The 22,393-nt window shown below is 36.3% G+C and carries 21 protein-coding genes and 2 riboswitches; of the genes, 16 read left to right on the plus strand and 5 right to left on the minus strand.

Features of this window, described 5'->3' with window-relative positions:
* The first annotated feature begins 21 nt into the window (after positions 1-21).
* The 9 genes from pstC to glcK all read left to right on the plus strand — a co-directional run bounded on the left by pstC (position 22) and on the right by glcK (position 8,421).
* Positions 22-972: a phosphate ABC transporter permease subunit PstC gene (pstC, locus tag ACFVQC_RS03190; protein ID WP_377889289.1), complete on the plus strand. Its 951-nt coding sequence runs from the start codon at positions 22-24 to the stop codon at positions 970-972.
* 1 nt (position 973) lies between these two features.
* Positions 974-1,840 (plus strand): phosphate ABC transporter permease PstA, encoded by an 867-nt coding sequence (gene pstA, locus ACFVQC_RS03195; RefSeq protein ID WP_070144872.1) that lies wholly within the window; start codon positions 974-976, stop codon positions 1,838-1,840.
* Positions 1,841-1,868: 28 nt separating this feature from the next.
* Positions 1,869-2,684: a phosphate ABC transporter ATP-binding protein gene (gene pstB / locus ACFVQC_RS03200; protein WP_002111857.1), complete on the plus strand. Its 816-nt coding sequence runs from the start codon at positions 1,869-1,871 to the stop codon at positions 2,682-2,684.
* Between the two features lie 171 nt (positions 2,685-2,855).
* Complete coding sequence (gene phoU / locus ACFVQC_RS03205) at positions 2,856-3,512, plus strand: phosphate signaling complex protein PhoU (RefSeq protein ID WP_002145720.1); 657 nt, start codon at positions 2,856-2,858, stop codon at positions 3,510-3,512.
* A gap of 345 nt (positions 3,513-3,857) precedes the next feature.
* Entirely contained in the window at positions 3,858-6,212 is a 2,355-nt protein-coding gene (locus ACFVQC_RS03210; protein ID WP_377889286.1) for a sugar phosphate nucleotidyltransferase, read from the plus strand.
* Between the two features lie 69 nt (positions 6,213-6,281).
* On the plus strand, positions 6,282-6,431 hold the full coding sequence (rpmG, locus tag ACFVQC_RS03215; RefSeq protein WP_001265616.1) for a 50S ribosomal protein L33: 150 nt from the start codon (positions 6,282-6,284) through the stop codon (positions 6,429-6,431).
* A gap of 104 nt (positions 6,432-6,535) precedes the next feature.
* Positions 6,536-7,114: a 5-formyltetrahydrofolate cyclo-ligase gene (locus ACFVQC_RS03220; protein ID WP_377889284.1), complete on the plus strand. Its 579-nt coding sequence runs from the start codon at positions 6,536-6,538 to the stop codon at positions 7,112-7,114.
* 103 nt (positions 7,115-7,217) lie between these two features.
* Positions 7,218-7,418, plus strand: a complete 201-nt coding sequence (locus ACFVQC_RS03225; protein WP_000253699.1) for a YqgQ family protein — start codon at positions 7,218-7,220, stop codon at positions 7,416-7,418.
* Positions 7,419-7,437: 19 nt separating this feature from the next.
* Positions 7,438-8,421 carry a glucokinase gene (gene glcK / locus ACFVQC_RS03230; RefSeq protein ID WP_002145726.1) on the plus strand — a complete coding sequence of 328 codons (984 nt, stop codon included), beginning with the start codon at positions 7,438-7,440 and terminating at the stop codon, positions 8,419-8,421.
* A gap of 80 nt (positions 8,422-8,501) precedes the next feature.
* Here the strand turns inward: glcK and ACFVQC_RS03235 are convergent, their stop codons facing one another.
* Entirely contained in the window at positions 8,502-8,675 is a 174-nt protein-coding gene (locus tag ACFVQC_RS03235; RefSeq protein ID WP_070144868.1) for a DUF2759 domain-containing protein, read from the minus strand.
* A 170-nt stretch (positions 8,676-8,845) separates the two neighbouring features.
* Here ACFVQC_RS03235 and ACFVQC_RS03240 point away from each other — a divergent pair, with 170 nt between their 5' ends.
* Together ACFVQC_RS03240 and ACFVQC_RS03245 are read left to right on the plus strand one after the other, a co-directional pair.
* A complete protein-coding gene (locus tag ACFVQC_RS03240; RefSeq protein ID WP_070144867.1) occupies positions 8,846-9,475 on the plus strand; it encodes an MBL fold metallo-hydrolase in 630 nt (209 codons plus the stop codon).
* 9 nt (positions 9,476-9,484) lie between these two features.
* Positions 9,485-10,597 (plus strand): class I SAM-dependent methyltransferase, encoded by a 1,113-nt coding sequence (locus ACFVQC_RS03245; protein WP_377897412.1) that lies wholly within the window; start codon positions 9,485-9,487, stop codon positions 10,595-10,597.
* A 150-nt stretch (positions 10,598-10,747) separates the two neighbouring features.
* Here ACFVQC_RS03245 and ACFVQC_RS03250 read toward each other — a convergent pair whose 3' ends face one another.
* From ACFVQC_RS03250 to metI, 4 genes are all read right to left on the minus strand, one after another.
* Entirely contained in the window at positions 10,748-11,038 is a 291-nt protein-coding gene (locus tag ACFVQC_RS03250; RefSeq protein ID WP_000894375.1) for an ArsR/SmtB family transcription factor, read from the minus strand.
* Positions 11,039-11,501: 463 nt separating this feature from the next.
* On the minus strand, positions 11,502-12,014 hold the full coding sequence (locus ACFVQC_RS03255) for a cysteine hydrolase family protein (RefSeq protein ID WP_377897413.1): 513 nt from the start codon (positions 12,012-12,014) through the stop codon (positions 11,502-11,504).
* A 171-nt stretch (positions 12,015-12,185) separates the two neighbouring features.
* Entirely contained in the window at positions 12,186-13,349 is a 1,164-nt protein-coding gene (gene metC / locus ACFVQC_RS03260; protein WP_377889275.1) for a cystathionine beta-lyase, read from the minus strand.
* Positions 13,346-14,458: a cystathionine gamma-synthase/O-acetylhomoserine thiolyase gene (metI, locus tag ACFVQC_RS03265; RefSeq protein ID WP_219920212.1), complete on the minus strand. Its 1,113-nt coding sequence runs from the start codon at positions 14,456-14,458 to the stop codon at positions 13,346-13,348. The genes metC and metI overlap by 4 nt, the downstream gene beginning before the upstream one ends.
* Before the next feature lie 93 nt (positions 14,459-14,551).
* Positions 14,552-14,665: riboswitch (SAM riboswitch) on the minus strand.
* 203 nt (positions 14,666-14,868) lie between these two features.
* Positions 14,869-14,978, plus strand: a riboswitch (SAM riboswitch).
* A 70-nt stretch (positions 14,979-15,048) separates the two neighbouring features.
* Between metI and ACFVQC_RS03270 the strand changes: the two genes are divergently transcribed.
* From ACFVQC_RS03270 to ACFVQC_RS03290, 5 genes are all read left to right on the plus strand, one after another.
* Complete coding sequence (locus ACFVQC_RS03270) at positions 15,049-16,881, plus strand: bifunctional homocysteine S-methyltransferase/methylenetetrahydrofolate reductase (RefSeq protein WP_377897414.1); 1,833 nt, start codon at positions 15,049-15,051, stop codon at positions 16,879-16,881.
* Entirely contained in the window at positions 16,881-20,279 is a 3,399-nt protein-coding gene (gene metH / locus ACFVQC_RS03275) for a methionine synthase (protein WP_377898126.1), read from the plus strand. The genes ACFVQC_RS03270 and metH overlap by 1 nt, the downstream gene beginning before the upstream one ends.
* A gap of 18 nt (positions 20,280-20,297) precedes the next feature.
* Positions 20,298-21,356 (plus strand): undecaprenyldiphospho-muramoylpentapeptide beta-N-acetylglucosaminyltransferase, encoded by a 1,059-nt coding sequence (locus tag ACFVQC_RS03280; protein WP_377897415.1) that lies wholly within the window; start codon positions 20,298-20,300, stop codon positions 21,354-21,356.
* Positions 21,357-21,599: 243 nt separating this feature from the next.
* Positions 21,600-21,842, plus strand: coding sequence for a DUF3966 domain-containing protein (locus ACFVQC_RS03285; RefSeq protein ID WP_085960924.1), 243 nt, complete (start codon positions 21,600-21,602; stop codon positions 21,840-21,842).
* A 97-nt stretch (positions 21,843-21,939) separates the two neighbouring features.
* Positions 21,940-22,317, plus strand: a complete 378-nt coding sequence (locus ACFVQC_RS03290; protein WP_377897416.1) for a nucleoside 2-deoxyribosyltransferase — start codon at positions 21,940-21,942, stop codon at positions 22,315-22,317.
* The last annotated feature ends 76 nt before the right edge of the window (positions 22,318-22,393 follow it).

A 22,393-nucleotide genomic window follows, 5' to 3' on the forward strand; every position in this document is an offset into this window, starting at 1 on the left:
GGTGGAAAGGGGTTTTCATCTTTGGCTCATAATGACAAAAGTCAAATTACATTTTCTGTACAACATTTGATTGAGAGAAATACAAATAGAAGAAAAAAAACGCAGCGAATCAATCGAATTGTTCCGTTAATACTAAAAGTCATTGCTAGCGTGTCCATTGTAACGACACTTGGAATTATTATTACGTTGGCAAATGAAACAATCATGTTTTTTCAAAAGATATCATTGTATTCTTTTTTGACAGAGAAAGAATGGTTACCTTTTTTTGAAAATCCGAAATTCGGTATATTACCACTTATATGTGGAACAATCCTTGTAACAGCAATTGCCATGTTCGTAGCAATTCCTATTGGTTTAGGTTGTGCCGTGTTTTTAAGCGAATACGCTTCGAATGGCGCTCGGAAAATATTAAAACCGTTGTTAGAGCTACTAGCAGGCATCCCGACAATTGTATATGGTTTTTTCGCGTTAACAGTTGTCACACCACTTTTACAACGCGTTATACCAGATTTGCAGTTTTTTAATGCTATTAGTCCGGGTATTGTTATAGGGTTCATGATGATCCCGACGATTGCGTCTCTATCTGAAGATGCGATGAGAGCTGTAGAAAAAGGAATTAAAGAAGCCTCATTAGCGCTAGGAGCGACTCGTTTTGAGATGGTAAAACAAGTGGTGTTTCCATCGGCTTTTACGGGCATAATGGCAGCGATTATATTATCAGCTTCCAGGGCGATTGGTGAAACGATGATTGTTGTTATTGCAGCTGGATCCACACCTAATGTATCGATAGATCCGACTCATTCTATTCAAACATTAACAGCCTATATTGTACAAGTGAGTTTAGGTGATGCTCCGCACGGAACGATTACTTATTACAGCATGTATGCTGTAGGTGCAACGTTATTTATGTTTACTTTTATTATGAATATCATTTCGCAATATATTATGCGCCGTTTTAGGAGGGTGACATAATATGCGAATGTTAAACCATAAAAAAATACAAGAAAATATGGCATCGCGTTTTTTAAAGGATCGGATTTACAAGTGTTTGTTTTATATAGCAATTTTGTTTTCAGTAGTAATACTTTTTATATTGCTTTTTCAAATTTTTGAAAAAGGTATAAGTTATCTTTCAATAGATTTCTTTACAAACTTCGCCTCACGTAATCCGAGAGAAGCTGGGATTGTCGCTGCTTTGTCAGGAACAATACTATTTATGAGCATTGTTATACCGGTCTCTTTTATATTTGGAGTCGGAACAGCTCTTTATTTAGAGCATTATGCGAAGGAGTCCGTTTTTAAAAAGTTAATTGAATTAAATAATCAAACATTAGCAGGGGTACCTTCCGTTGTGTTTGGTTTACTCGGGTTAACTATTTTCGTATACGCTCTCCATTTAGGAGAGAGCATAATGGCAGCGGCACTGACGATGAGTTTACTCGTCTTACCAACTGTTGTTGTAGCTAGTCAAGAAGCGATTCGAACTGTGCCGAGCTCATTACTAGAGGCTTCTTACGGATTAGGTGCTACGAAGTGGCAAACGATGTATCAAATTGTATTGCCAGTAGCTTTGCCAGGGATTGTAACGGGATGTACGTTAGCGGTATCGAGAGCAATTGGTGAGGCAGCACCATTATTAGTCATTGGGGCTCTTGCCTTTGCAAATTATGTTCCGTTCAGTATGTTTGATAGATTTACGGTTTTACCAATTCAAATTTTTAATTGGATGAGTAGACCACAAGAAGAATTTCAGTATGTAGCAGCAGCTGGGATGATTGTTTTGTTAGGGTTGCTGCTCTTTATAAATATATTTGTCTTATGGTTACGAAATCGAAAATAAGTTGGAAGTGGATGAAAGGGGAATTCAAATGGTAGCAACAGTAGTAAATGTACAGGTGAAAAACGAGAAAAAGATTGAGACAGCACCAAAAAAAGTGGTATTTGATACGAAAAATTTAAATTTATGGTACGGAGAAGACCACGCTTTAAAAGATATCAACTTAAGTATTCATGAGAATGAAGTAACAGCGATTATCGGTCCAAGTGGTTGTGGTAAATCAACGTACTTAAAAACACTAAATCGTATGGTAGAGTTAGTGCCTATCGTTCGAACTACGGGCGTTATCGAATATAGAGAACGAAACATATTCGAAAAGTCATATCCGGTTGAAGAATTACGTACGCATGTGGGTATGGTATTCCAAAAGCCAAATCCATTCCCAAAATCTATTTATGAAAATGTAGCATATGGCCCGAAAATCCATGGTGTTCGTGACAAAAAAACACTTGATGAAATCGTTGAAAAGAGCTTGCGCGGAGCAGCGATTTGGGATGAGTTAAAAGATCGTTTGCACGATAATGCATATGGTTTATCAGGTGGACAGCAACAGCGCCTATGTATTGCACGCTGCTTAGCGATTGAGCCAGACGTAATTTTAATGGATGAGCCAACATCGGCGCTAGATCCAATTTCAACATCAAAAGTAGAAGAGCTAATTCAGGAGTTAAAGAAAGACTTTAGTATTGTTATCGTGACGCACAACATGCAACAAGCAGCACGTATTTCAGATAAAACTGCTTTCTTCTTAAGTGGAGAAGTTGTGGAATATACAGATACGAACAAATTATTTACAACACCTACAGATAAGCGTACAGAAGACTACATTACAGGACGATTTGGTTGATATCGCTAGCAAGGCTAAGAGTAAATGCCCCCTTAACAGAGGGCATTTCTCACTTTCACCTCATTCTAATAGGGGAGTAATATTTCTCTTTTCTCAAGGCTTAATAAACGTACAAGAGGCTGGGTAGGGGATTTATATAAAATGGCACATAATATTGAGGGGGAAGAAACGATGGTAAGAGAACAGTTTCAATGTGATTTAAAAACGTTACAGCAAAAGGTGATTGAGCTTGGTGAGTTAGCAAGGGAAGCTTTATTGATCGCTATGGAAGGTCTTCACAACAGGGATGTAGAGAAAGCGTTAGAAGTCATTGATGGGGATTATCGCATGGATAATTTAGAAGAGGAAATAAATGACCTTGCGCTTATGCTTATTACAAAGCAGCAGCCTGTAGCAAGTGATTTAAGAAGGATTTTCATTTCAATTAAAACAGCGACAGATTTAGAACGTATTGCAGACCATGCTGTTAATATTGCGAAATCAACAATTCGTCTTGGTGAAAAAGAAGTGGTCGTTAGCTTGCGTAATCTTGAGGAAATGTTTGAGATTGCTCATAAGATGTTAAATTTAGCATTAGAAGCATATGAGCAAGAAAATTTAACTTTTGCTAAACAAATTGCTGAAATGGATGATTCAGTTGATGAAATTTATGGGAAAGCGATTCGTGAATTTATTTCCTCTGTCCCTGGACAACCAGAAGCGATTACACAAATTACACAACTATCCTTTGTTGCAAGATATATTGAGCGTGTAGCAGACCATGTTACAAATATTGCTGAGAATGTATTTTATTTAGTAAAAGGAAAGCATTATTTATTGAATGAGTAGGGGAAAAAGTAGGTGATGAGAAATCACCTACTTTTTTTAGTCAAAACATGACAAAAAAAGCTCGTTGTTTCCTTTAGTCTATGATGATAAGATGTATCATAATTAATGGGAAAATAAGTACATATGTGTTAGTTACGTCTTATTAATTATTTTACTAAGTTAATGGTAAGCGCTTTCTTTTTTATCGGGAGTTAAAAGGCACATTTATTCATAAAGTGAGGCTTTAATTAGTGGGGCTGTCTCTCACTGATTGTTAGATTTACCAAACCGGACTTTTCCTGCAGTTAATGTGGGATAAATGATATACGGAGTTCTTGAACATTATATAAGTGGAGGCTGAAGTATATGAAGGGGGTTATTTTAGCTGGAGGAAAAGGGAGACGTCTTAGACCATTAACATGTAATACTCCAAAACCGATGTTACCATTGTTAGAAAAACCAGTTCTTGAATATAATATTGAATTATTACGTCAGCATGGTATTCGTGAAATTGCAATTACAGTTCAATATATGAGTACTGCCATTAAGCAATACTTTGGTGATGGTAGTAAGTGGGGAGTTAACTTGTATTATTTTGAAGATTCTCCTCCGCTTGGAACAGCAGGGAGCATTAAGCAAGCGGAAAGTTTTTTAGATGAAACATTTGTTGTTATTAGTGGGGATGCATTAACTGACTTTCAATTATCAGAAGGAATTGCATTTCATGAACAGAAGAAGAGAATGGTAACGATGTTTGCGAAAGAAGTAGAAAACCCACTCTCATTTGGGTTAGTTGTAATGAATAAAGAACAAGAAATTATACGATATATAGAAAAACCGAGCTGGAATGAGGTAGTTTCTAATATTGTGAATACAGGTATTTATATAATGGAGCCAGAAATCTTTTCTTACATACCATCCATGGGATTTTCGGATTTCAGTCATGATGTGTTTCCGTTATTGGCGAATAAAAATGCTTTATTTGCATATTTATCAGAAGACTATTGGCTAGATATTGGTACATTTGATCAATATCGGCAAGCTCAATTCGATTTGTTGACGAAAAAATTGAAGGTGCCTATTCCATATACAGAAGTATTACCAATGGTGTGGATGGGAGAAGGTGTAACGATAGGAAAAGGGACGAAAATTCATGGTCCTTCTTTTATTGGGGAAGGAGCAATGATTGGTGCGGGGGCTGTAATTGAACCGTACTCTATTATCGGGAAAAATAGTATCGTTTCAAGTTATTCTCATCTTCAAAAAAGCATCATTTTTGCAAACGCTCATATAGGAAAAAATTGTGAGTTGTTAGAAACAACAATAGGAGATCATACAATGGTCGAAGATGATGTTACACTTTTTCAAAAAAGTATTGTAGCGGACCATTGTCATATAGGGAAAAGTACAGTAATTAAGCAAAAAGGAAAAATATGGCCATATAAGGAGATAGATAGTCATTCGATAGTAGGTTCTGCCGGTGTTAAAGAGAGTGAAAAGAGTGCAGGGTGGTTACAAAAAAGCCGGATTGTAGGAAGGGGTAATGTTGAAATTACTCCTCAATTTATTGTGAAAGTTGCAATGGCTTATGGATCTCTTTTTGCTAAAGGAGAGAGTATATTGATTGGAAGTCAGGAAAATATAGAAACAACTTCCTTTAAAAATTTATTCCTCCATGCCATTCATGGCAGCGGGATTCATACGATGGAATGTAAAGAAATGAATGAGTCGCTTTTTCAGTATGCCATTCATAATTTGCAATGTGCAGGTGGAGTTTTCGTTCAAGTGGAAAGCGAAAGAGGGATTGTTATACAATTGTATGGTAAGGAGGGCTCATTTTTAACGTATAAGCAGCAAAAAGCGATAGAACAAGTATATATGTCTGAGTCGTTTTATTACGCTTGTGAGAAAGAAATGGGACGAAATAAGCTAGTTCACGTTTCTGTAAATAATTATGTAGAAGCTGTGTTAGAGCATATTGATATTGAAACGATACAAAAACAGAAGTTTCATCTTCTTATTAATAAGAGAAATGATATGTTACAACATTTACTTATGATTTTTTTGCAAAGGCTCGGATGCACAGTTACATGGATTTATGCGGGCGAACAAAAGCATCATGTGAAAGCCTTGATGAAATCAAGTAAAGCAAATATGGCACTTATGTTTTCAGAGCAAGGAAATTATTTCGAGTTATATGATAATCATAGTAATATTTACCAGGGAACAGATTTTGAAGAGGTAGATATTCCAGATTTATTACTTGAATCGGCAGGAAATATTTACCCGATGTCTTTGAAATTAGGAGAATGTTACCTTCTATTTTATACGCAGGATGAAAAAAAGTCGTTTCAAGCGAGATGGAAGCGAGATATTTTATATCGAATTGGAAAATTATTCGAGCTAATAGCATTGCAGGGAAAAACATTTCTCAGCATAGTAGAGCAATCACCTCCGCTCTATCTACTTTGTGATGAAGTTGTATGTTCATGGAATGAAAAAGGGAAAGTAATGAGGAAATTATTGGCTGATATGGAAAGAAAGGAAGAAGGTATATTTGAAGGAGTACAGTTCAAATATACTGAAAAAGAGTGGTCTTATATCGTTTCTGACACAAAACAACCGAAATTTTTAGTGTATTCGCATGCTAGAAACCCAGTAATAGCAAGGGAAAACATGAAAAATCTTATAGAAAAAATTAGACAATATCAAAAGGTGTAGAATTTTTATTTTAAAAGTGGTATTATAGTATAGTCTGATTTAAGTTATTAGTACTGGAGGGAAATAAGAATGCGTGTGAATATTACTCTAGCATGTACAGAATGCGGAGATCGTAACTATATCTCAAAGAAAAACAAACGTAACAACGCTGAGCGTATCGAGCTTAAAAAGTATTGCAAGCGTGACAAGAAGTCTACGTTACACCGTGAAACAAAGTAAGCAGTAGGAATATTTTCCTACTGTTTCTTTTTTTATTCGGTTCCTCTGTTAAAAGTGATACACTATCATCGTAGAGCAAAGTGTCACTGTGAGGGGGAAAATGTGTGAGAGAAGAGAAACTACGTTTACGTAAACAAATAATAGAACACATGAATTCTTTATCAGAAGAACGGTATACAACTTTATCAGAGCAAATTGCAGCTTCGTTGTATGCGCAAAAAGAGTGGGTTGAAGCTAAAACAATTGGAATCACCCTCTCAATGGAAAATGAAGTGAATACATATCCTATTATCGAAAAAGCTTGGGAAGAAGGAAAGAAAGTTGTTGTTCCGAAGTGTAATAAAGGAACACGAACGATGTCTTTCCGGAAAATTAGTAATTTTGATCAATTAGAAACAGTGTATATGAATTTACGTGAACCAATTCCAGCGCTTACGGAAGAAGTGAATGCAGATGAAATTGATCTTCAAATCGTGCCAGGCGTAGCTTATACAGAGCGAGGAGAACGGATTGGATATGGCGGTGGCTATTATGATCGTTATCTCGTGCATTATAAAGGGAAAGCGCTATCATTAGCTTATAGTTTTCAAATGTTAGAACATATTCCAGTAGAGCCATTTGATAAAAATGTAGAAAAAATTATTACAGAAAAAGGAACAATGGTTAAAAATGGGCTTGTATAGACAAATAAAAATTGACGAGACTTTTTCTTCGTGATTATAATAAAATATGTGAACGTTTTCTTATTATAATTTTTTATAGTAAGTGAGCATAGAGGGTGATGAAATGGTATCTATTTATGATATTCAGCAATTGCTAAAGAAATTTGGTACGATTATTTATACGGGTGATCGAATTGCAGATTTACAATTAATGCAAGATGAATTGCGTGAATTAAATCAATCACAGCTAATCGATCCACAAGACTATCAAACAGCTTTATTTTTATTGAAGCAAGAAATTCAAAAAGAGCTAAATAAGAATTAGATAAAGGTAGGTAAGTAACATGGAAGAGAAATGGTTAGTTGGTGTTGACCTTGGTGGTACAACGATTAAATTAGCATTTATTAATGTGTACGGTGAAATTTTACATAAGTGGGAAATCCCTACGAATACAAATGAACAAGGAAAACATATTACACTTGATGTAGCGAAAGCTATTGATAAAAAGTTAGAAGAATTAGGTGAATTAAAAAGCAAGCTAATTGGTATTGGTATGGGAGCTCCTGGTCCTGTACATGTGGCATCTGGAATGATTTATGAAGCGGTTAATTTAGGATGGAAAAACTATCCGTTAAAAGACTTGCTAGAAGTAGAAACAGGATTACCTGTTGTGATTGATAATGATGCAAACTTAGCGGCGCTTGGTGAAATGTGGAAAGGTGCTGGCGAAGGAGCAAAAGATTTAATTTGTATGACACTTGGCACTGGTGTTGGTGGTGGTGTTATCGCCAATGGTGAGATTGTACATGGTATAAGCGGTGCTGCTGGTGAGATTGGACATATTACAGTTGTTACAGAGAACGCTTTTCCATGTAATTGCGGGAAGTCAGGTTGCTTAGAAACAGTAGCTTCTGCAACAGGTATTGTGCGTGTTGCTATGCAAAAAATACAAGAGACAGATAAAGAAAGTGTTTTACGTTCTATGTTAGCAGAAGAAGGGCTTATTACATCAAAAGATGTGTTTGAAGCGCTTGGACAAGGTGACGAACTAGCAGGTGAAGTAGTGGAAAAAGTAGCTTCTTATTTAGGATTAGCTGTAGCGAACCTTGCTAGTACGTTGAACCCAGAGAAAATCGTAATTGGTGGTGGCGTATCTAAAGCTGGAGATGCACTATTAGAGCCAATTCAACGTTATTTCGAGCAATATGCTTTCTCTCGTGCTGTAAAGAGTACAAAATTAGCAATTGCAATACTTGGTAATGATGCAGGTGTAATTGGAGGAGCGTGGCTTGTAAAAAAGCACAAATACGAGGCGAAGATGATATAAGTTGTGAATAATGAGAAGAGGAAGGGACCCCCTTCCTCTTTTTATGCAAGATCTTGTTGGAGAATAAAAATGTAAATGGATTAAGCTGTTGGTGGGTACCCATTATATAGAACAGTCATGATTGTAAACCATCCGAAAACAAGTACGGTTGCAATAGCGAAGCCGCCCGCGAATAAGTTTTTTTCGCGAAGTGTTCTAAGCGTAGCAAATACAGCTAACAGAGTGACTAGCGCAAAAATAATAACAAGGCCCATACAATATCCTCCTCTGTCTACTCATTCCTTAGGATGAGTTTTTAGAATATTTACTCTTTTATATTGTACATGTTTTAAAAATGATTGTCGAGATAACACACCTTCTTTTCCTAAGAGAAAGAAATGTTGTATCATTAAAAGTAAATTAAATAACTGGAGGAGATTTTCATATGAAATGGATACAAATGCCGTTAGGCCCATTGCAAACAAATGCATATATATTAACGAATGATCAAAATGAGTGTATTATCTTTGATCCTGGACATGAAGGAGAAAAACTTGTTACATATTTACAAGAAGCACAGTTAAAACCACTTGCGGTTTTATTAACACATGCTCATTTCGATCATATCGGTGCGGTTGATGCGGTGAGAGGCGCTTTTCATATTCCTGTATACGTACATAAAGAAGAAGCGGATTGGTTAGGCGATGCAACTGTGAATGGCTCGCAAATTTTTATGATGAACCGCAGTATTACAGCAAAACCAGCAGATCATATTATTGACGCAGAGGGTACATTAACGATTAGTTCTTTTAGTTTTGAAATTTTTGAGACACCAGGACATTCTCCAGGAAGTATTTCTTATTATAGTAAAGAAGCGAATGCTGTATTTTCTGGTGATGTATTATTCCAAATGAGTATTGGAAGAACAGATTTACCTGGCGGAAGCTTTGCTGAATTAATTGGGAGTATTGAAGAGAAATTATTTGTGTTACCAGATGAAACAGCGGTGCTATGTGGACACGGTCCAGAAACGAGCATTGGTTTTGAAAAAGAAAATAATCCATTTTTACAATAAGGAGTCATTATGGGGATGGAGCTCATTTTAAGAGAATGGATGGGAAAAGAAAAGGATCATTCGATTTCATATAGTACGTATATGAACCTCGTATTATATGCAGAGGAACATGGGTATTATATGAGAGAACGTGAAAAAATTGGAAGACAGGGAGATTTTTTTACGAGTAGCAATGTATCTTCTGTATTTGCGAAGACTTTTGCTAAGTTTTTTATTCGGCTTGTTGAAAAGGGAGAAGTTTCTCCAAATATTTGTGAGATTGGTGGGGGAACAGGAAAGTTTGCCTATGATGTTTTACAAGAATGGAAACAATTATCTCCGGAAACCTTTATCAATTTAAATTATTCAATTATTGAAGTGAGTCCTTTTCATAGAAGGCTACAACAGGAGAGGCTTTGCTCATTTGATAATGTGTCGTATTATACATCTTATATTGAAATGGGAGAGTCTTTCGAAGGAATTATTTTTTCGAATGAATTATTTGATGCGTTTCCTGTTGAGATAGTTGAGAAAAGAAATGGAATTTTGTATGAAGTACGTATCACGTATACAGATGAGGGGAACCTTACAGAAGTATTTAGACCGATAGAGAAAAGAATCGGTCGTTACTTATTGAAATATAACATTCACATTGCTGAGGGACAGCGCTTTGAAGTGCCTATTGCAATGGAAGAGTATATAGAAGAGATTGCGAAATGGTTTCAGAAAGGTATATGTATTACAGTTGATTATGGATATACAAAAGAAGAATGGATGCATCCTGCACATCATGAAGGAAGTTTAAGAGGATATTATAAGCATAAGCTAATTCGTAATCCACTTGCATATCCAGGAGAAATGGACCTTACTACGCATGTTCATTGGGATGAGTTGAAGATGAATTTTGAGCTACAAGGAATTAATACGATATGGCATAGGAAGCAATCAGAGTTTTTGTTAGCAGCAGGAATATTAGATCAGCTTGCTAGCCATCAAGATACCAATCCTTTTTCTGAAACTCAAAAACGAAATCGAGCAGTTCGTTCTATGATTTTGAACGGAGGATTAGGTAATGCTTTCGATGTTGTTATACACACGAAAGATATGAAGAATTTACTTTTGAATCAATATTTAACAATATAAAAAAAACAAGACACAGTATTTTCTGTGTCTTGTTTTTTAATACGACTTTTAATTATGTAGCATTATATATTTTCTCTCATGATATATATTTATATTAAAGATATGAGATGAAAAATATAGAATACGCTCTTTTTCTCTGTCTATAGGTCCCTAACCTAATAATACGCGAACGAGTTGAATAATTGTTTCGTTTTCTACTTTGTAGTAAATTTCCAATCCTTTTCTTTCACTAGAAACGATTTTAGCACTTTTTAACTTTGCTAAATGCTGTGAAATTGTAGATTGTGGCATGTTTAAGCCTGTGTACATTGTAGAAACGTTGCTTGGGCCACGTTCAATTAATCCCTTTACAATACATAAGCGAACAGGATGAGCAAGCACTTTCAATAATTCTGCATTGCTTTCATATAGTTCTATTTCTTTTTGAAAGGTTTCTAACATGTTCTTTTCCACCTCCGTGTGAGCTGTTATACCATACTATACATACCAAAAAATCAAAGAAAAGAAAACAGTTGTTGCAGAAAAAAAGTCCTAAAGTAAAGAAATTGTAAGAAAAGAGACCCTGATGTAAATAAAATAGATAAATTTGCACAGTTTTGTAAAATGACATTTTTGGGTGAAAATTTTGATGCGTTTCAAAAATTGAAAGATATAGATATATTCGTAACACAATTTTATCATGATTTTCTTATTCTTTCAAATGAATATACAAAATTTTTAAAATAATATGAAAAAGGAATTATAATGTTATATATAGAATATAAAACAGTTTAAAAGAAGCCCAATGTAATCAGCTTCTTTATGATGATAATGAGACACTTGAGTGTAGCTGATAAATCTTAGAATGATCCAGTCATTAGTCATTAGTCATTAGTCATTAGTCATTAGTCATTAGTCATTTATTCTAGAGCTCATCTTTTATCAACTTTAAAAATCTGTGGTTCCATATATTCTCATAAAAATCAATTGTCTCTTTTGCGGACATAAATGGATTGTTTAACGTAGAGGTTGTTTTCTGTCCCATGAAGTTTTCGTATCCTAGTCCGTGGGCAAATTTAATCGTAGCATCCATGCAGTATTCTGTTTGGGCACCACAGAATTCAATACGATGTACAGATAATTGATCTAAAATTTCTTTTAAGTTTGTTTTATAAAATGAATTTGCATGTGTTTTTCTTACAAAAAAATCTTGTTCTTGAACATCTAAATCGGTATGAATAGCCCAAAGTTCTTTTTCGGGTACTAAATCATCATCACAATGTTGAATAAAAATGATTGGTTTATTTGATTTTCTGTATGAAGAAATTCTTTTATTTACTTTTGTAAGCAAGTTTTGTAAATCAAATAAATGCTCTCCGCTATAACATACCCCATTTTGTAAAGCGATAACGATTAAAATATCTGCGCAAGTATCCATTATTTTTACCCCTTTTTTATTTCTTAATATATCAATTAATCCATTACTTGGAAATAGATGATATACTTTTATTTTTTAATGAACTATACAAAAAGAAAAAACATTAAAATGAATATGCTAGACAGCATAAAAAGAAGATATGAAAACTTAATTTCATATCTTCTTTTCTCTCTATGCATTTACAGGTTCTTCTACATAAGAAAGAGCATTTTCGAAATCGGATATTAAATCGTTAACATTTTCAAGACCAACCGATAAACGGAGTAATGAATTAGAAATCCCTCTTTCATCACGTGCTTCCTGTGATAAGGCTGCATGTGACATTTTTGCTGGATATGAAAGAATAGATTCAACAGCTCCTAGACTAACCGCAAAAACGGGCAGTTTGACTTTTGATAAGAATTGGCGCAGTGCATCTTCGGATTGTAAGGTGAAAGATAAAACAGCCCCAGCCGATGTTGCTTGATTTTGTTGAATATTATAGCCAAGATGTGATTGTAATCCAGGGTAATAGACATTTTGAACTTTAGAGTGCTCCTGTAAAAAATGTGCGATTTTGTTGGTACCTGCAGCTGAATGTTCGAGACGTACATGCAATGTTTTAATGCCGCGAAGCACGAGAGAACAATCTTGCGGTCCTAAAATAGCACCAAAAGCGTTTTGTAGAAAGCCGAGCTTTTGAGCAAGCTCTTCATCTTTTACGACAGCTAATCCGGCGGTGACATCACTATGACCAGCAATAAATTTTGTTGCACTATGAAGAACAACATCGGCGCCAAGATCAAGTGGCTTTTGAAATAGTGGCGTCAAAAATGTATTATCAACAAAAGTAAGAGCACCAATAGATTTTGCAAGATTAGAAACAGCACGAATATCTGTCACTTTTAAAAGTGGGTTAGAAGGTGTTTCTACATAAAAGAGCTTCGTATTCGGTTTAATGTTTTCTTTTACTTCTTCTACATTGGTCATATCAACAAATGTATGTGAAACACCATAACGGGAGAGAACTTCAGTAACAATTCGATAAGTGCCTCCATATACATCTTCTGAAATAAGAACATGGTCACCTTGTGAAAGAAGGAGAAATGCAGTAGAAATGGCTGCAATGCCTGATGCAAAGGCAAATCCTTTTGTCCCGCCTTCTAATAAAGCAATGATATCTTCAAGAGCTTCACGTGTTGGATTTCCAGATCTACTATAGTCATACTTTCCGAAAGCATCTACATCAAACTGATGAAATGTTGATGTGTTATAGATGGGAACGTTAACAGCTCCTGTGTGTGAGTCATGCTTGTATTGATTATGCAGTAAAAGCGTATCTATGGAATAGCTCATATTCTTACACCTTCTTTTACAAGTTTAATTGCTTGCTTTAAGTCTTGAATTAAATCATTGCTATTTTCGATGCCGACTGAAAAACGGAGAAGACGATTACACACACCGCGTGCTGTTCGAATATCTTCTGGAATATCGGCATGAGTTTGCGTTGCTGGATAAGTCATTAAACTTTCGACGCCGCCAAGACTTTCAGCAAATGTAATTAAGGATAAAGATTGTAAGAAAGGATTAATCCAAGTTTCATCTTGAAGGCGAAATGAAATCATACCACCTCTTCCTGGATAAAATACATCTGTCACACCATCTTCATCATTTAAATAAGCAACAATTGCATGAGCGTTTTCTTCATGCTGTTTCATGCGAAGTGCTAAAGTTTTCATCCCTCGAATTAATAGCCATGAATCAAACGGGCTTAAGACAGCACCAGAGGCATTATGATAATGAGCAAGCTCCTCGCAAAGAGATTTCCCTTTCGCAACGACAAGTCCGCTTAGTACATCGTTATGTCCGCCTAAATATTTAGTTGCGCTATGAAGGACGATATTTGCACCTTCTGTTAATGGTTGCTGTATATAAGGTGTATAGAACGTGTTATCTACAATAAGAAGTAGTCCGTGCCTTTTCGCTACACTTGCTACACTTACGATATCAGTAACTTGCATTAATGGATTAGTCGGTGTTTCTATGAAAATAGCCTTCGTTTGAGATGTGATTGCTTGCTCAATTTGTTTAATAGATTGTGTATCTACGTATCTACATCGAATATTCCACTTGTCTTCATGTTCGGAAAATAGACGATATGTTCCTCCGTATAAGTCTTCAGATACGATAAGTTCATCTCCGGAACGGAATAGTGAAAGGACAAGGAGAACAGCGGCCATTCCTGAGCTACAGGCATACCCTTGCTCACCGCTTTCTAAGTCTGCAATTGCCTGTTCTAAAAGACCGCGAGTCGGATTTCCAGTTCTTGAATAGTCAAAGCCAGTAGATTTACCAATTCCTTCGTGACGATAAGCAGTTGAGAAATAAACAGGTGGATTAACAGTTCCTGTTGTAGCTTCGCTACGGTTCCCGATTTGTGCTAGTTTTGTTTCGATTGTTGACATGTGAAAATTCCCCCTTTTAAAGTGAAAGACTAAGTGAATTTAAAATAAAAAAAGCCTTCTAAGAAGAAGGCTTTCGGATTGAATAGAGTCTTCTTCTCATCTGTCAAATCTTTCACAATTTGCTGGAATTAGCACCTTATTAACGAATGAATGTTAATGGTTGCTGAGGCGTCATAGGGCCAGTCCCTCTACCTCTCTAGATAAGAATGTTCGTATGAAATTTTTATTATGTTTTTAACTTTACAACAAAAGATAATTGAATTGCAACTTTATTTTAAATAATTTTTATTTTTCCGCAAGTGTCATTGACTTTTATTTTAGTGCATGCTAAATTTATAAAAAATTAACAAACATTGTTAAAAGGGGAACGTATTTCCTTTTAGCTACATAAATAAAATAATAAAGACAAACTCTTATTGAGAGCGGTGGAGGGAAAGGCCCTGTGAAACCCGGCAACCTTCAAACTAAATGTTTGAAACGGTGCTAAAACCTGCAAAACGTGTGTTTTGCATAATAAGAGGAGGAACAATTATGTCCCCCTCTTCAAAGTGAAGAGGGGGTTTTTATATTGATAGAAATGAGGGAGATTCGTGAAATTACTAGATTTATTATCAAAAGGAATTGTAATAGGTGATGGTGCGGTTGGAACGTTATTACATTCGCATGGTTTACAAAGTAGTTTTGAAGAATTGAATTTGTCTGATCCGGACTTAATTATATCGATCCATAAACAATATGTAGCTGCTGGAGCGGATGTTATTCAAACGAATACGTATGGTGCGAATGAAGCGAAACTCCGCATGTATGGTCTAGAAAATCAAGTTGTCCAAATTAATAAAGCGGCAGTGAATATTGCGAAAGCATCAGTAACAGATCGGAATGCAATTTTAGGGACAATTGGAGGTATGAAACATATTGGTGCTGTTACAACGACTGATATAGAGCGAGAATTTATGTTACTTGAGCAGGCAGGTGCTTTACTAGAAGAACAGGTTGATGGATTATTATTAGAAACTTTTTATGATGAATTTGAATTATTGCATGCCGTTAAAGTATTGCGTAAACAAACGAATATTCCGATTGTTGCTCAGTTAGCGTTACATGAGGCAGGTACGACTCAAAATGGGAATGATGTCAATGAAGTATTAAAACAGCTTTTGGATTACGGTGCCAATGTTGTTGGATTGAACTGCCAACTAGGGCCACTTCATATGACGGAAGCTTTCAAAATGATATCGATTCCTCAAAATGGCTATTTATCAGCATATCCAAATGCAGGTCTCCCGAATTATGTGGAAGGGCGTTACGTATATGAGGGAAGTCCAGCGTATTTTGAAGAGATGACACCAAACTTTATTGAACAAGGTATTCGTTTATTAGGTGGTTGCTGTGGTACTACCCCGGAACATATTGGAGGAATGAAACGTGCTATTGCAAATGTTGCACCTGTAATAGAAAAGGAGACGATTCAAAGGCCTAAAGTGGTCCATACACATGAGAAGCGTTCGAGAGTTCATGTTACTCTCGCAGAAAAGGCAAAGAAACAAACGACAGTTGTAGTGGAATTAGATCCACCGAAAACGTTAGACACGCAGCGTTTTTTTGAAGGGGCAAGAGCACTGAAAAGGGCTGGAGCGGATGCTATTACTCTAGCAGATAATTCATTAGCATCTCCTCGCGTTTCGAATATGGCTATGGGTGCATTATTAACGAAGCATGATATTCCAGTATTGACGCATTTAACGTGTAGAGACCATAACGTCATTGGACTACAGTCTCACTTGCTTGGATTATCAGCATTAGGTATGGAGGAAGTGCTAGCTTTAACTGGTGATCCAGCGCGCGTTGGTGATTTTCCAGGTGCAACTTCTGTATATGATTTGTCATCTATAGAGCTAATTAAAATGATTAAAGAGATGAACGACGGTCGCTCTATTTTAGGGAAATCAATTGGTCCGGCAACAAGATTTTCTGTCGGAGGGGCATTCAATCCTCATGTAAGGCATTTAAAAGCAGCGGTAAAGCGAATGGAACGAAAAATTGATGCTGGAGCAGAATATTTCTTAACTCAGCCAATTTATGATGTCGCTTTAATTAAAGAAGTATATGAAGCGACAAAGCATCTGGAACAACCTATCTTTATTGGAATTATGCCGTTAGTAAGTAAGCGGAATGCAGATTTTCTTCATTTTGAAGTACCGGGTATTACGCTCCCTGAAGAGATAAGACAAAAAATGGATGGACATGAAACGAAAGAGGCTGCTATCGAGGAAGGGATTCGTATTTCACAAGAGTTGATTGATGCGGCAATGAAATATTTTAACGGTATTTATCTTATTACGCCGTTTTTAAAATATGAAATTACAGAACATCTCGTGAAATATGTGAGAGAAAAGCAAGAAGTGAAAGAGGGTATTAATTGATGAAACGAATAGAAGAGAGATTACAACATGAAATTTTAATATTAGATGGTGCAATGGGAACGATGATCCAGCAAGAAGACTTAACAGCGGAAGATTTTGGAGGAGAAGAATACGAAGGGTGTAATGAATATTTAGTAAAAACAAGACCGGATGTGATTTTAAATATTCATAAAGTCTACATTGAAGCTGGTGCAGATATTATTGAAACGAATACGTTTGGTGCAACAAATATTGTATTAAGTGATTATGCATTGTCTCATTTAGATGAAGAGTTAAACGAAAGGGCAGCGCTTTTGGCGAAGCAAGCAGTCAAAGAAAGTGGGAAAGAAGTATATGTTGCGGGAGCGATGGGACCAACGACGAAAGCGATTAGTGTTACAGGTGGTGTGACTTTTGAAGAGTTAATCGAAGCCTATACAAGGCAAGCGAGAGGACTATTAAAAGGAGAAGTTGATGTATTGCTCGTTGAGACGAGTCAAGATATGCGTAATGTGAAAGCTGCGTACCTTGGAATTCAAGCGGCGTTTGAAGAACTAAACAAAATAGTACCTATTATGATTTCTGGAACAATTGAACCGATGGGAACGACTTTAGCGGGTCAAACGATCGAAGCCTTTTATTTATCGGTAGAGCACATGAAGCCATTATCGGTTGGGTTAAACTGTGCTACTGGTCCAGAATTTATGAGGGAACATATGCGTTCTCTATCTGATTTATCGGAGTGTTATATTTCTTGTTATCCAAACGCTGGTCTTCCTGATGAAGATGGGCATTATCACGAATCTCCGGCGTCACTTGCTGAAAAAGTAAAACGTTTTGCTGAAGAAGGATGGATTAATATTATTGGTGGTTGTTGTGGCACAACACCAGAACATATAAGTGCAATGAAATTGGCGCTTGCCTCGATTAATCCTCGTGAGCATCATGAAAGGGTTGGACATGGAATTAGTGGACTAGAAGCGTTGCAATACGATGATTCTATGAGGCCCCTATTTGTTGGAGAAAGGACGAACGTAATTGGATCGCGTAAGTTTAAAAGATTAGTAGCAGAAGGTAAATTTGAAGAGGCTGCTGAAGTGGCAAGAGCGCAAGTGAAGAAAAATGCTCATATTATTGATATTTGTATGGCAGACCCTGATCGTGATGAAATAGAAGATATGGAAAGATTCTTGGCGGAAGTTACGAAAGTGTTAAAAGTACCAATTATGATTGATTCAACAGATGAAAATGTTATGGCGAAAGCTCTTACTTATATTCAAGGAAAAGGTGTTATCAATTCTATTAATTTAGAGGATGGAGAAGAACGTTTTGAAAAAGTGACACCCCTTCTTCAGAAATACGGTGCTGCGATAGTTGTAGGGACAATTGATGAAGATGGTATGGCAGTTAGTGCAGAAAGAAAGATAGAGATTGCTAAAAGAAGCTATGAATTATTAACGAAGAAGTATGGTATACGCCCATCTGATATTATTTTTGATGCGCTTGTGTTTCCTGTAGGAACAGGTGATGAAGAATATATAGGTTCAGCGGCAGCGACTATAGAAGGAATTCGTCTTATTAAAGAAGCGTTACCAGAATGTTTAACGATTCTAGGTGTGAGTAACATATCTTTTGGTTTACCACCAGCAGGACGTGAAGTATTGAACTCTGTCTTTCTATACCATGCAACGAAAGCAGGATTAGATTATGCGATTGTTAACACGGAAAAATTAGAGCGCTATGCGTCAATCCCAGAGGAAGAAAAACGTCTTGCGGATGCATTATTATTTGAAACGACGAAAGAGACGTTAGAAAAATTCACAAACTTTTATCGTGTTGCCAAAAAGAAAGATGTCGCTCCACAAGAAACGCTAACACTTGATGAACGACTGGCAAACTATATTGTAGAAGGTACGAAGCAAGGACTACAAGAAGATCTAAGTCTCGCGCTTACAGAAGGACGAAAACCTCTGGATATTATTAACGGGCCGCTTATGACAGGAATGGATGAGGTGGGGCGATTATTTAATGGTAATGAGCTTATCGTTGCTGAAGTATTACAAAGTGCTGAAAGTATGAAAGCTGCTGTAAGCTATTTAGAGCCACATATGGAATCTAGTGATAGTGCAAAAAAAGGGAAAGTATTATTAGCGACTGTAAAAGGTGACGTACATGATATTGGGAAAAACCTCGTTGAAATTATTTTATCAAATAACGGATATGAAATTATTAATTTAGGAATTAATGTTCGTTCGGATCGAATTGTTCAAGAGGTACAAGAAAAGAAACCTGATATTATTGGTCTTTCTGGTTTGTTAGTAAAATCCGCACAACAAATGGTAACGACTGCCGAAGATTTAAAAGCAGCGAATATTGATATTCCAATTGTTGTAGGTGGTGCAGCACTAACGAGGAAATTTACAGATAATCGTATTTCTCCATCTTATAAAGGGCTCGTATGTTATGCAAGTGATGCAATGACAGGTCTTGATATTATTAACAAATTACAAAAAGAAGAAGAGCGTGAGAAGATGAAACAAGATAAAAAGGAACGCCATCTTCATATTGTGAAACAAGAGGAGAAAAAAATAGAAATTCCCGCAGTTATTGAGCCGTTGCCAAAAGCAACTGTTATAGTGCCAGATTCGACGAAACGAGTTGTATTACGGGATATTCCTGCCCTTCATCTTGCACCGTTTTTAAATAGACAAATGTTAATTGGACACCATCTTGGGTTAAAAGGAAACGTAAAAAAACTCCTGCAAGAAGGGGATAAAAGAGCGCATGAGCTAAATGATTTAATTGATGAATTATTACAAGAAGGACAATCTTGGTTACGCCCAAAAGCGGTGTATCAATTTTTCCCGGCGCAAAGTGATGGACAAAATATAATTATATACGATCCGGAAGATCACACACGTATTATAGAGCGATTTGAATTTCCGAGACAAGGGAAAGCACCATACCGTACTTTAGGAGATTATGTACGCCCTATTGGAGATGAGATGGACTATGTTGCGTTCTTATCTGTTACTGTTGGGGAAGGAGTGCGGGACATTGCAGAGGAATGGAAGGCGAAGGGAGATTACTTACGCAGTCATGCAATTCAATCGTTAGCACTTGAATTAGCAGAAGGACTTGCTGAAAAAACACATATGCTCATTCGTGATCGCTGGGGAATTCCAGATTCACCTGAACTGACGATGGAAGAGAGATTCCGTACAAAATATAGAGGAATACGCGTATCATTTGGTTATCCAGCATGCCCAGAACTTGCTGATCAAGAAAAATTATTTCGCTTAATTCATCCAGAAGAAATTGGTATTTCATTAACAGAAGGATTTATGATGGAGCCAGAAGCGTCTGTAACGGCTATGGTATTTTCTCACCCTGAGGCAAGATATTTTAGTGTATTATAGTGTTGAAGGGGGAGACGTATGAAAAAAATAGTCTTTACAGGTGGCGGTTCGGCAGGGCATGTAACGCCTAATTTAGCCATTATTCCACATTTACAGGAAGAAAATTGGGACATCTCTTATATTGGTTCTCATCAAGGGATCGAGAAAACGATTATAGAAAAGGAAGGCATTCCGTATTATAGTATTGCAAGCGGAAAGCTACGTCGTTATTTTGATTTAAAAAATATAAAAGATCCCTTTCTTGTAATGAAAGGTGTTATGGAAGCGTATGTAAGGATTCGAAAACTAAAACCGGATGTGATTTTTTCAAAAGGTGGTTTCGTATCTGTACCAGTCGTAATTGGAGGATGGTTAAATAGGGTGCCAGTTTTGCTACATGAATCTGATATGACACCTGGACTAGCAAATAAAATTGCGCTCCGTTTTGCCTCGAAAATATTTGTTACATTTGAAGAAGCTGCGAAGCACTTACCGAAAGAGAAAGTAGTATATACAGGATCACCAGTACGTGAAGAAGTACTAAGAGGAAATCTTGAAAAAGGTTTAAAGTTTCTAGGGTTTTCCCGTAAGAAATCAGTTATTACTGTTATGGGAGGAAGTTTAGGAGCAAAGAAAATTAATGAAACGGTTCGATTGGCACTTCCAGATCTTCTGGAAAATTATCAAATTGTGCATCTTTGCGGAAAAGGAAATCTTGATGAATCCTTACAAAATAAAGAAGGATATAGACAATTTGAATATGTACATGGAGAGTTGCCGGATATATTAGCAGCAACAGATTTTGTTATTTCACGTGCGGGATCCAATGCGATTTTTGAATTTTTAACAATGAAAAAGCCGATGGTTTTAATTCCGTTATCGAAATTTGCAAGCCGTGGAGATCAAATTTTAAATGCTGAATCCTTTGAAAGACAAGGGTATGCATCGGTATTATACGAAGAGGATGTAACGGTGAACTCGCTTATAAAGCATATAGAAGAGCTATCTCATAATAATGAGATGTATAAAACAGCATTAAAAAAATATAATGGAAAAGAAGCGATTAAAACTATCATTCAACATATTTCAGAGGCATGATTAAACAATCATGTCTTTTTTAGTAGGATGAAAGATTCCAAGAATTGATATTTTTATGTTACAATAAAGTGAAACTTTAATCAGTGGGGGGTTCATCCCCCACTGATTATTAGTTGAACCAATCGGGCTTTTACGGGCAGTTAATCCCACCTCTAACTTCTTTGCTTTTGCTGAATTTTGAGGTGGGGGTCTTACTGCCCGTTAATGCGGGATAACAAATGGTTAATAGGAAAATTCTAATTGATTAAGCGTGAAAATACGAATGGATTAGGAGTGACTGTGTTGGAGCTAAGTCTCTATGAAAATACTGCACTTATTATATGCTTTGTGTTGTACGTTGGTAGTGTTATTGTTTATATTTCACGGAAATTTTCACAAGAACGAGAGCTTGAAAAATCAGAAATAACGGCTGAACTAGAAATGTTAGCTGATGAAAGTTATAAAAAACAAAAAATAAAAGAAGATCATGAGGCACCCCATCATTGAAACGCAAATAAGTTCTAAAGATGGGGATTTTTTTGGAGAAAATCCCATTAACGTTAAAAAAGGAGTTTCCCCATACATATTGAAGGAGTGGATATAAATGAAATTTTATATTGCTTCAGGATTTCAAAATAAACATCTTGTTCGTTTCATATCAAGCCAGTTGAAAGAAGTGGGATGGCAGCATACATATGATTGGACGAAAAATGAAAGAGCAACCAATAGAGAACAATTGCAAAAGATTGGTGAAGAAGAACAAGAAGCGATACGAGAAGCTGATGTTTTCTTGCTCATACTAGAGGGTGGGAATGGAAGTCATACAGAATTAGGGATGGCAATTGCTTTAAAAAAGAAAATTTATATATATCACAAGGGCAATGAGTTGCAAACTACATTCTACCATTTACGAGAAGTTGATATTTTCGAAGGAGAAATTGAGGGGCTTGTCTCATATATATTGAATAAAGTGGAATGCTAGACGTGGGAATGTAGCGAGAAATATTTCTTGCAAAAAAAGAGTGAAGGTTACCATTAGGCTATTTTGGGCACAGTTA

The sequence above is a fragment of the Bacillus sp. NPDC057893 genome (genome assembly GCF_042796455.1).
Lineage (GTDB): Bacteria > Bacillota > Bacilli > Bacillales > Bacillaceae_G > Bacillus_A.

Coding starts and splice junctions, on each gene's coding strand:
- ACFVQC_RS03245 (WP_377897412.1), top strand. CDS start 9,485: ATGGGGATGGAGCTCATTTTAAGAGAATGGATGGGAAAAGAAAAGGAT.
- glcK (WP_002145726.1), top strand. CDS start 7,438: ATGGAAGAGAAATGGTTAGTTGGTGTTGACCTTGGTGGTACAACGATT.
- pstA (WP_070144872.1), top strand. CDS start 974: ATGCGAATGTTAAACCATAAAAAAATACAAGAAAATATGGCATCGCGT.
- ACFVQC_RS03290 (WP_377897416.1), top strand. CDS start 21,940: ATGAAATTTTATATTGCTTCAGGATTTCAAAATAAACATCTTGTTCGT.
- ACFVQC_RS03235 (WP_070144868.1), bottom strand. CDS start 8,675: ATGGGCCTTGTTATTATTTTTGCGCTAGTCACTCTGTTAGCTGTATTT.
- ACFVQC_RS03240 (WP_070144867.1), top strand. CDS start 8,846: ATGAAATGGATACAAATGCCGTTAGGCCCATTGCAAACAAATGCATAT.
- metI (WP_219920212.1), bottom strand. CDS start 14,458: ATGTCAACAATCGAAACAAAACTAGCACAAATCGGGAACCGTAGCGAA.
- ACFVQC_RS03280 (WP_377897415.1), top strand. CDS start 20,298: ATGAAAAAAATAGTCTTTACAGGTGGCGGTTCGGCAGGGCATGTAACG.
- phoU (WP_002145720.1), top strand. CDS start 2,856: ATGGTAAGAGAACAGTTTCAATGTGATTTAAAAACGTTACAGCAAAAG.
- metC (WP_377889275.1), bottom strand. CDS start 13,349: ATGAGCTATTCCATAGATACGCTTTTACTGCATAATCAATACAAGCAT.
- metH (WP_377898126.1), top strand. CDS start 16,881: ATGAAACGAATAGAAGAGAGATTACAACATGAAATTTTAATATTAGAT.
- ACFVQC_RS03225 (WP_000253699.1), top strand. CDS start 7,218: ATGGTATCTATTTATGATATTCAGCAATTGCTAAAGAAATTTGGTACG.
- pstB (WP_002111857.1), top strand. CDS start 1,869: ATGGTAGCAACAGTAGTAAATGTACAGGTGAAAAACGAGAAAAAGATT.
- rpmG (WP_001265616.1), top strand. CDS start 6,282: ATGCGTGTGAATATTACTCTAGCATGTACAGAATGCGGAGATCGTAAC.
- ACFVQC_RS03210 (WP_377889286.1), top strand. CDS start 3,858: ATGAAGGGGGTTATTTTAGCTGGAGGAAAAGGGAGACGTCTTAGACCA.
- ACFVQC_RS03250 (WP_000894375.1), bottom strand. CDS start 11,038: ATGTTAGAAACCTTTCAAAAAGAAATAGAACTATATGAAAGCAATGCA.
- ACFVQC_RS03255 (WP_377897413.1), bottom strand. CDS start 12,014: ATGGATACTTGCGCAGATATTTTAATCGTTATCGCTTTACAAAATGGG.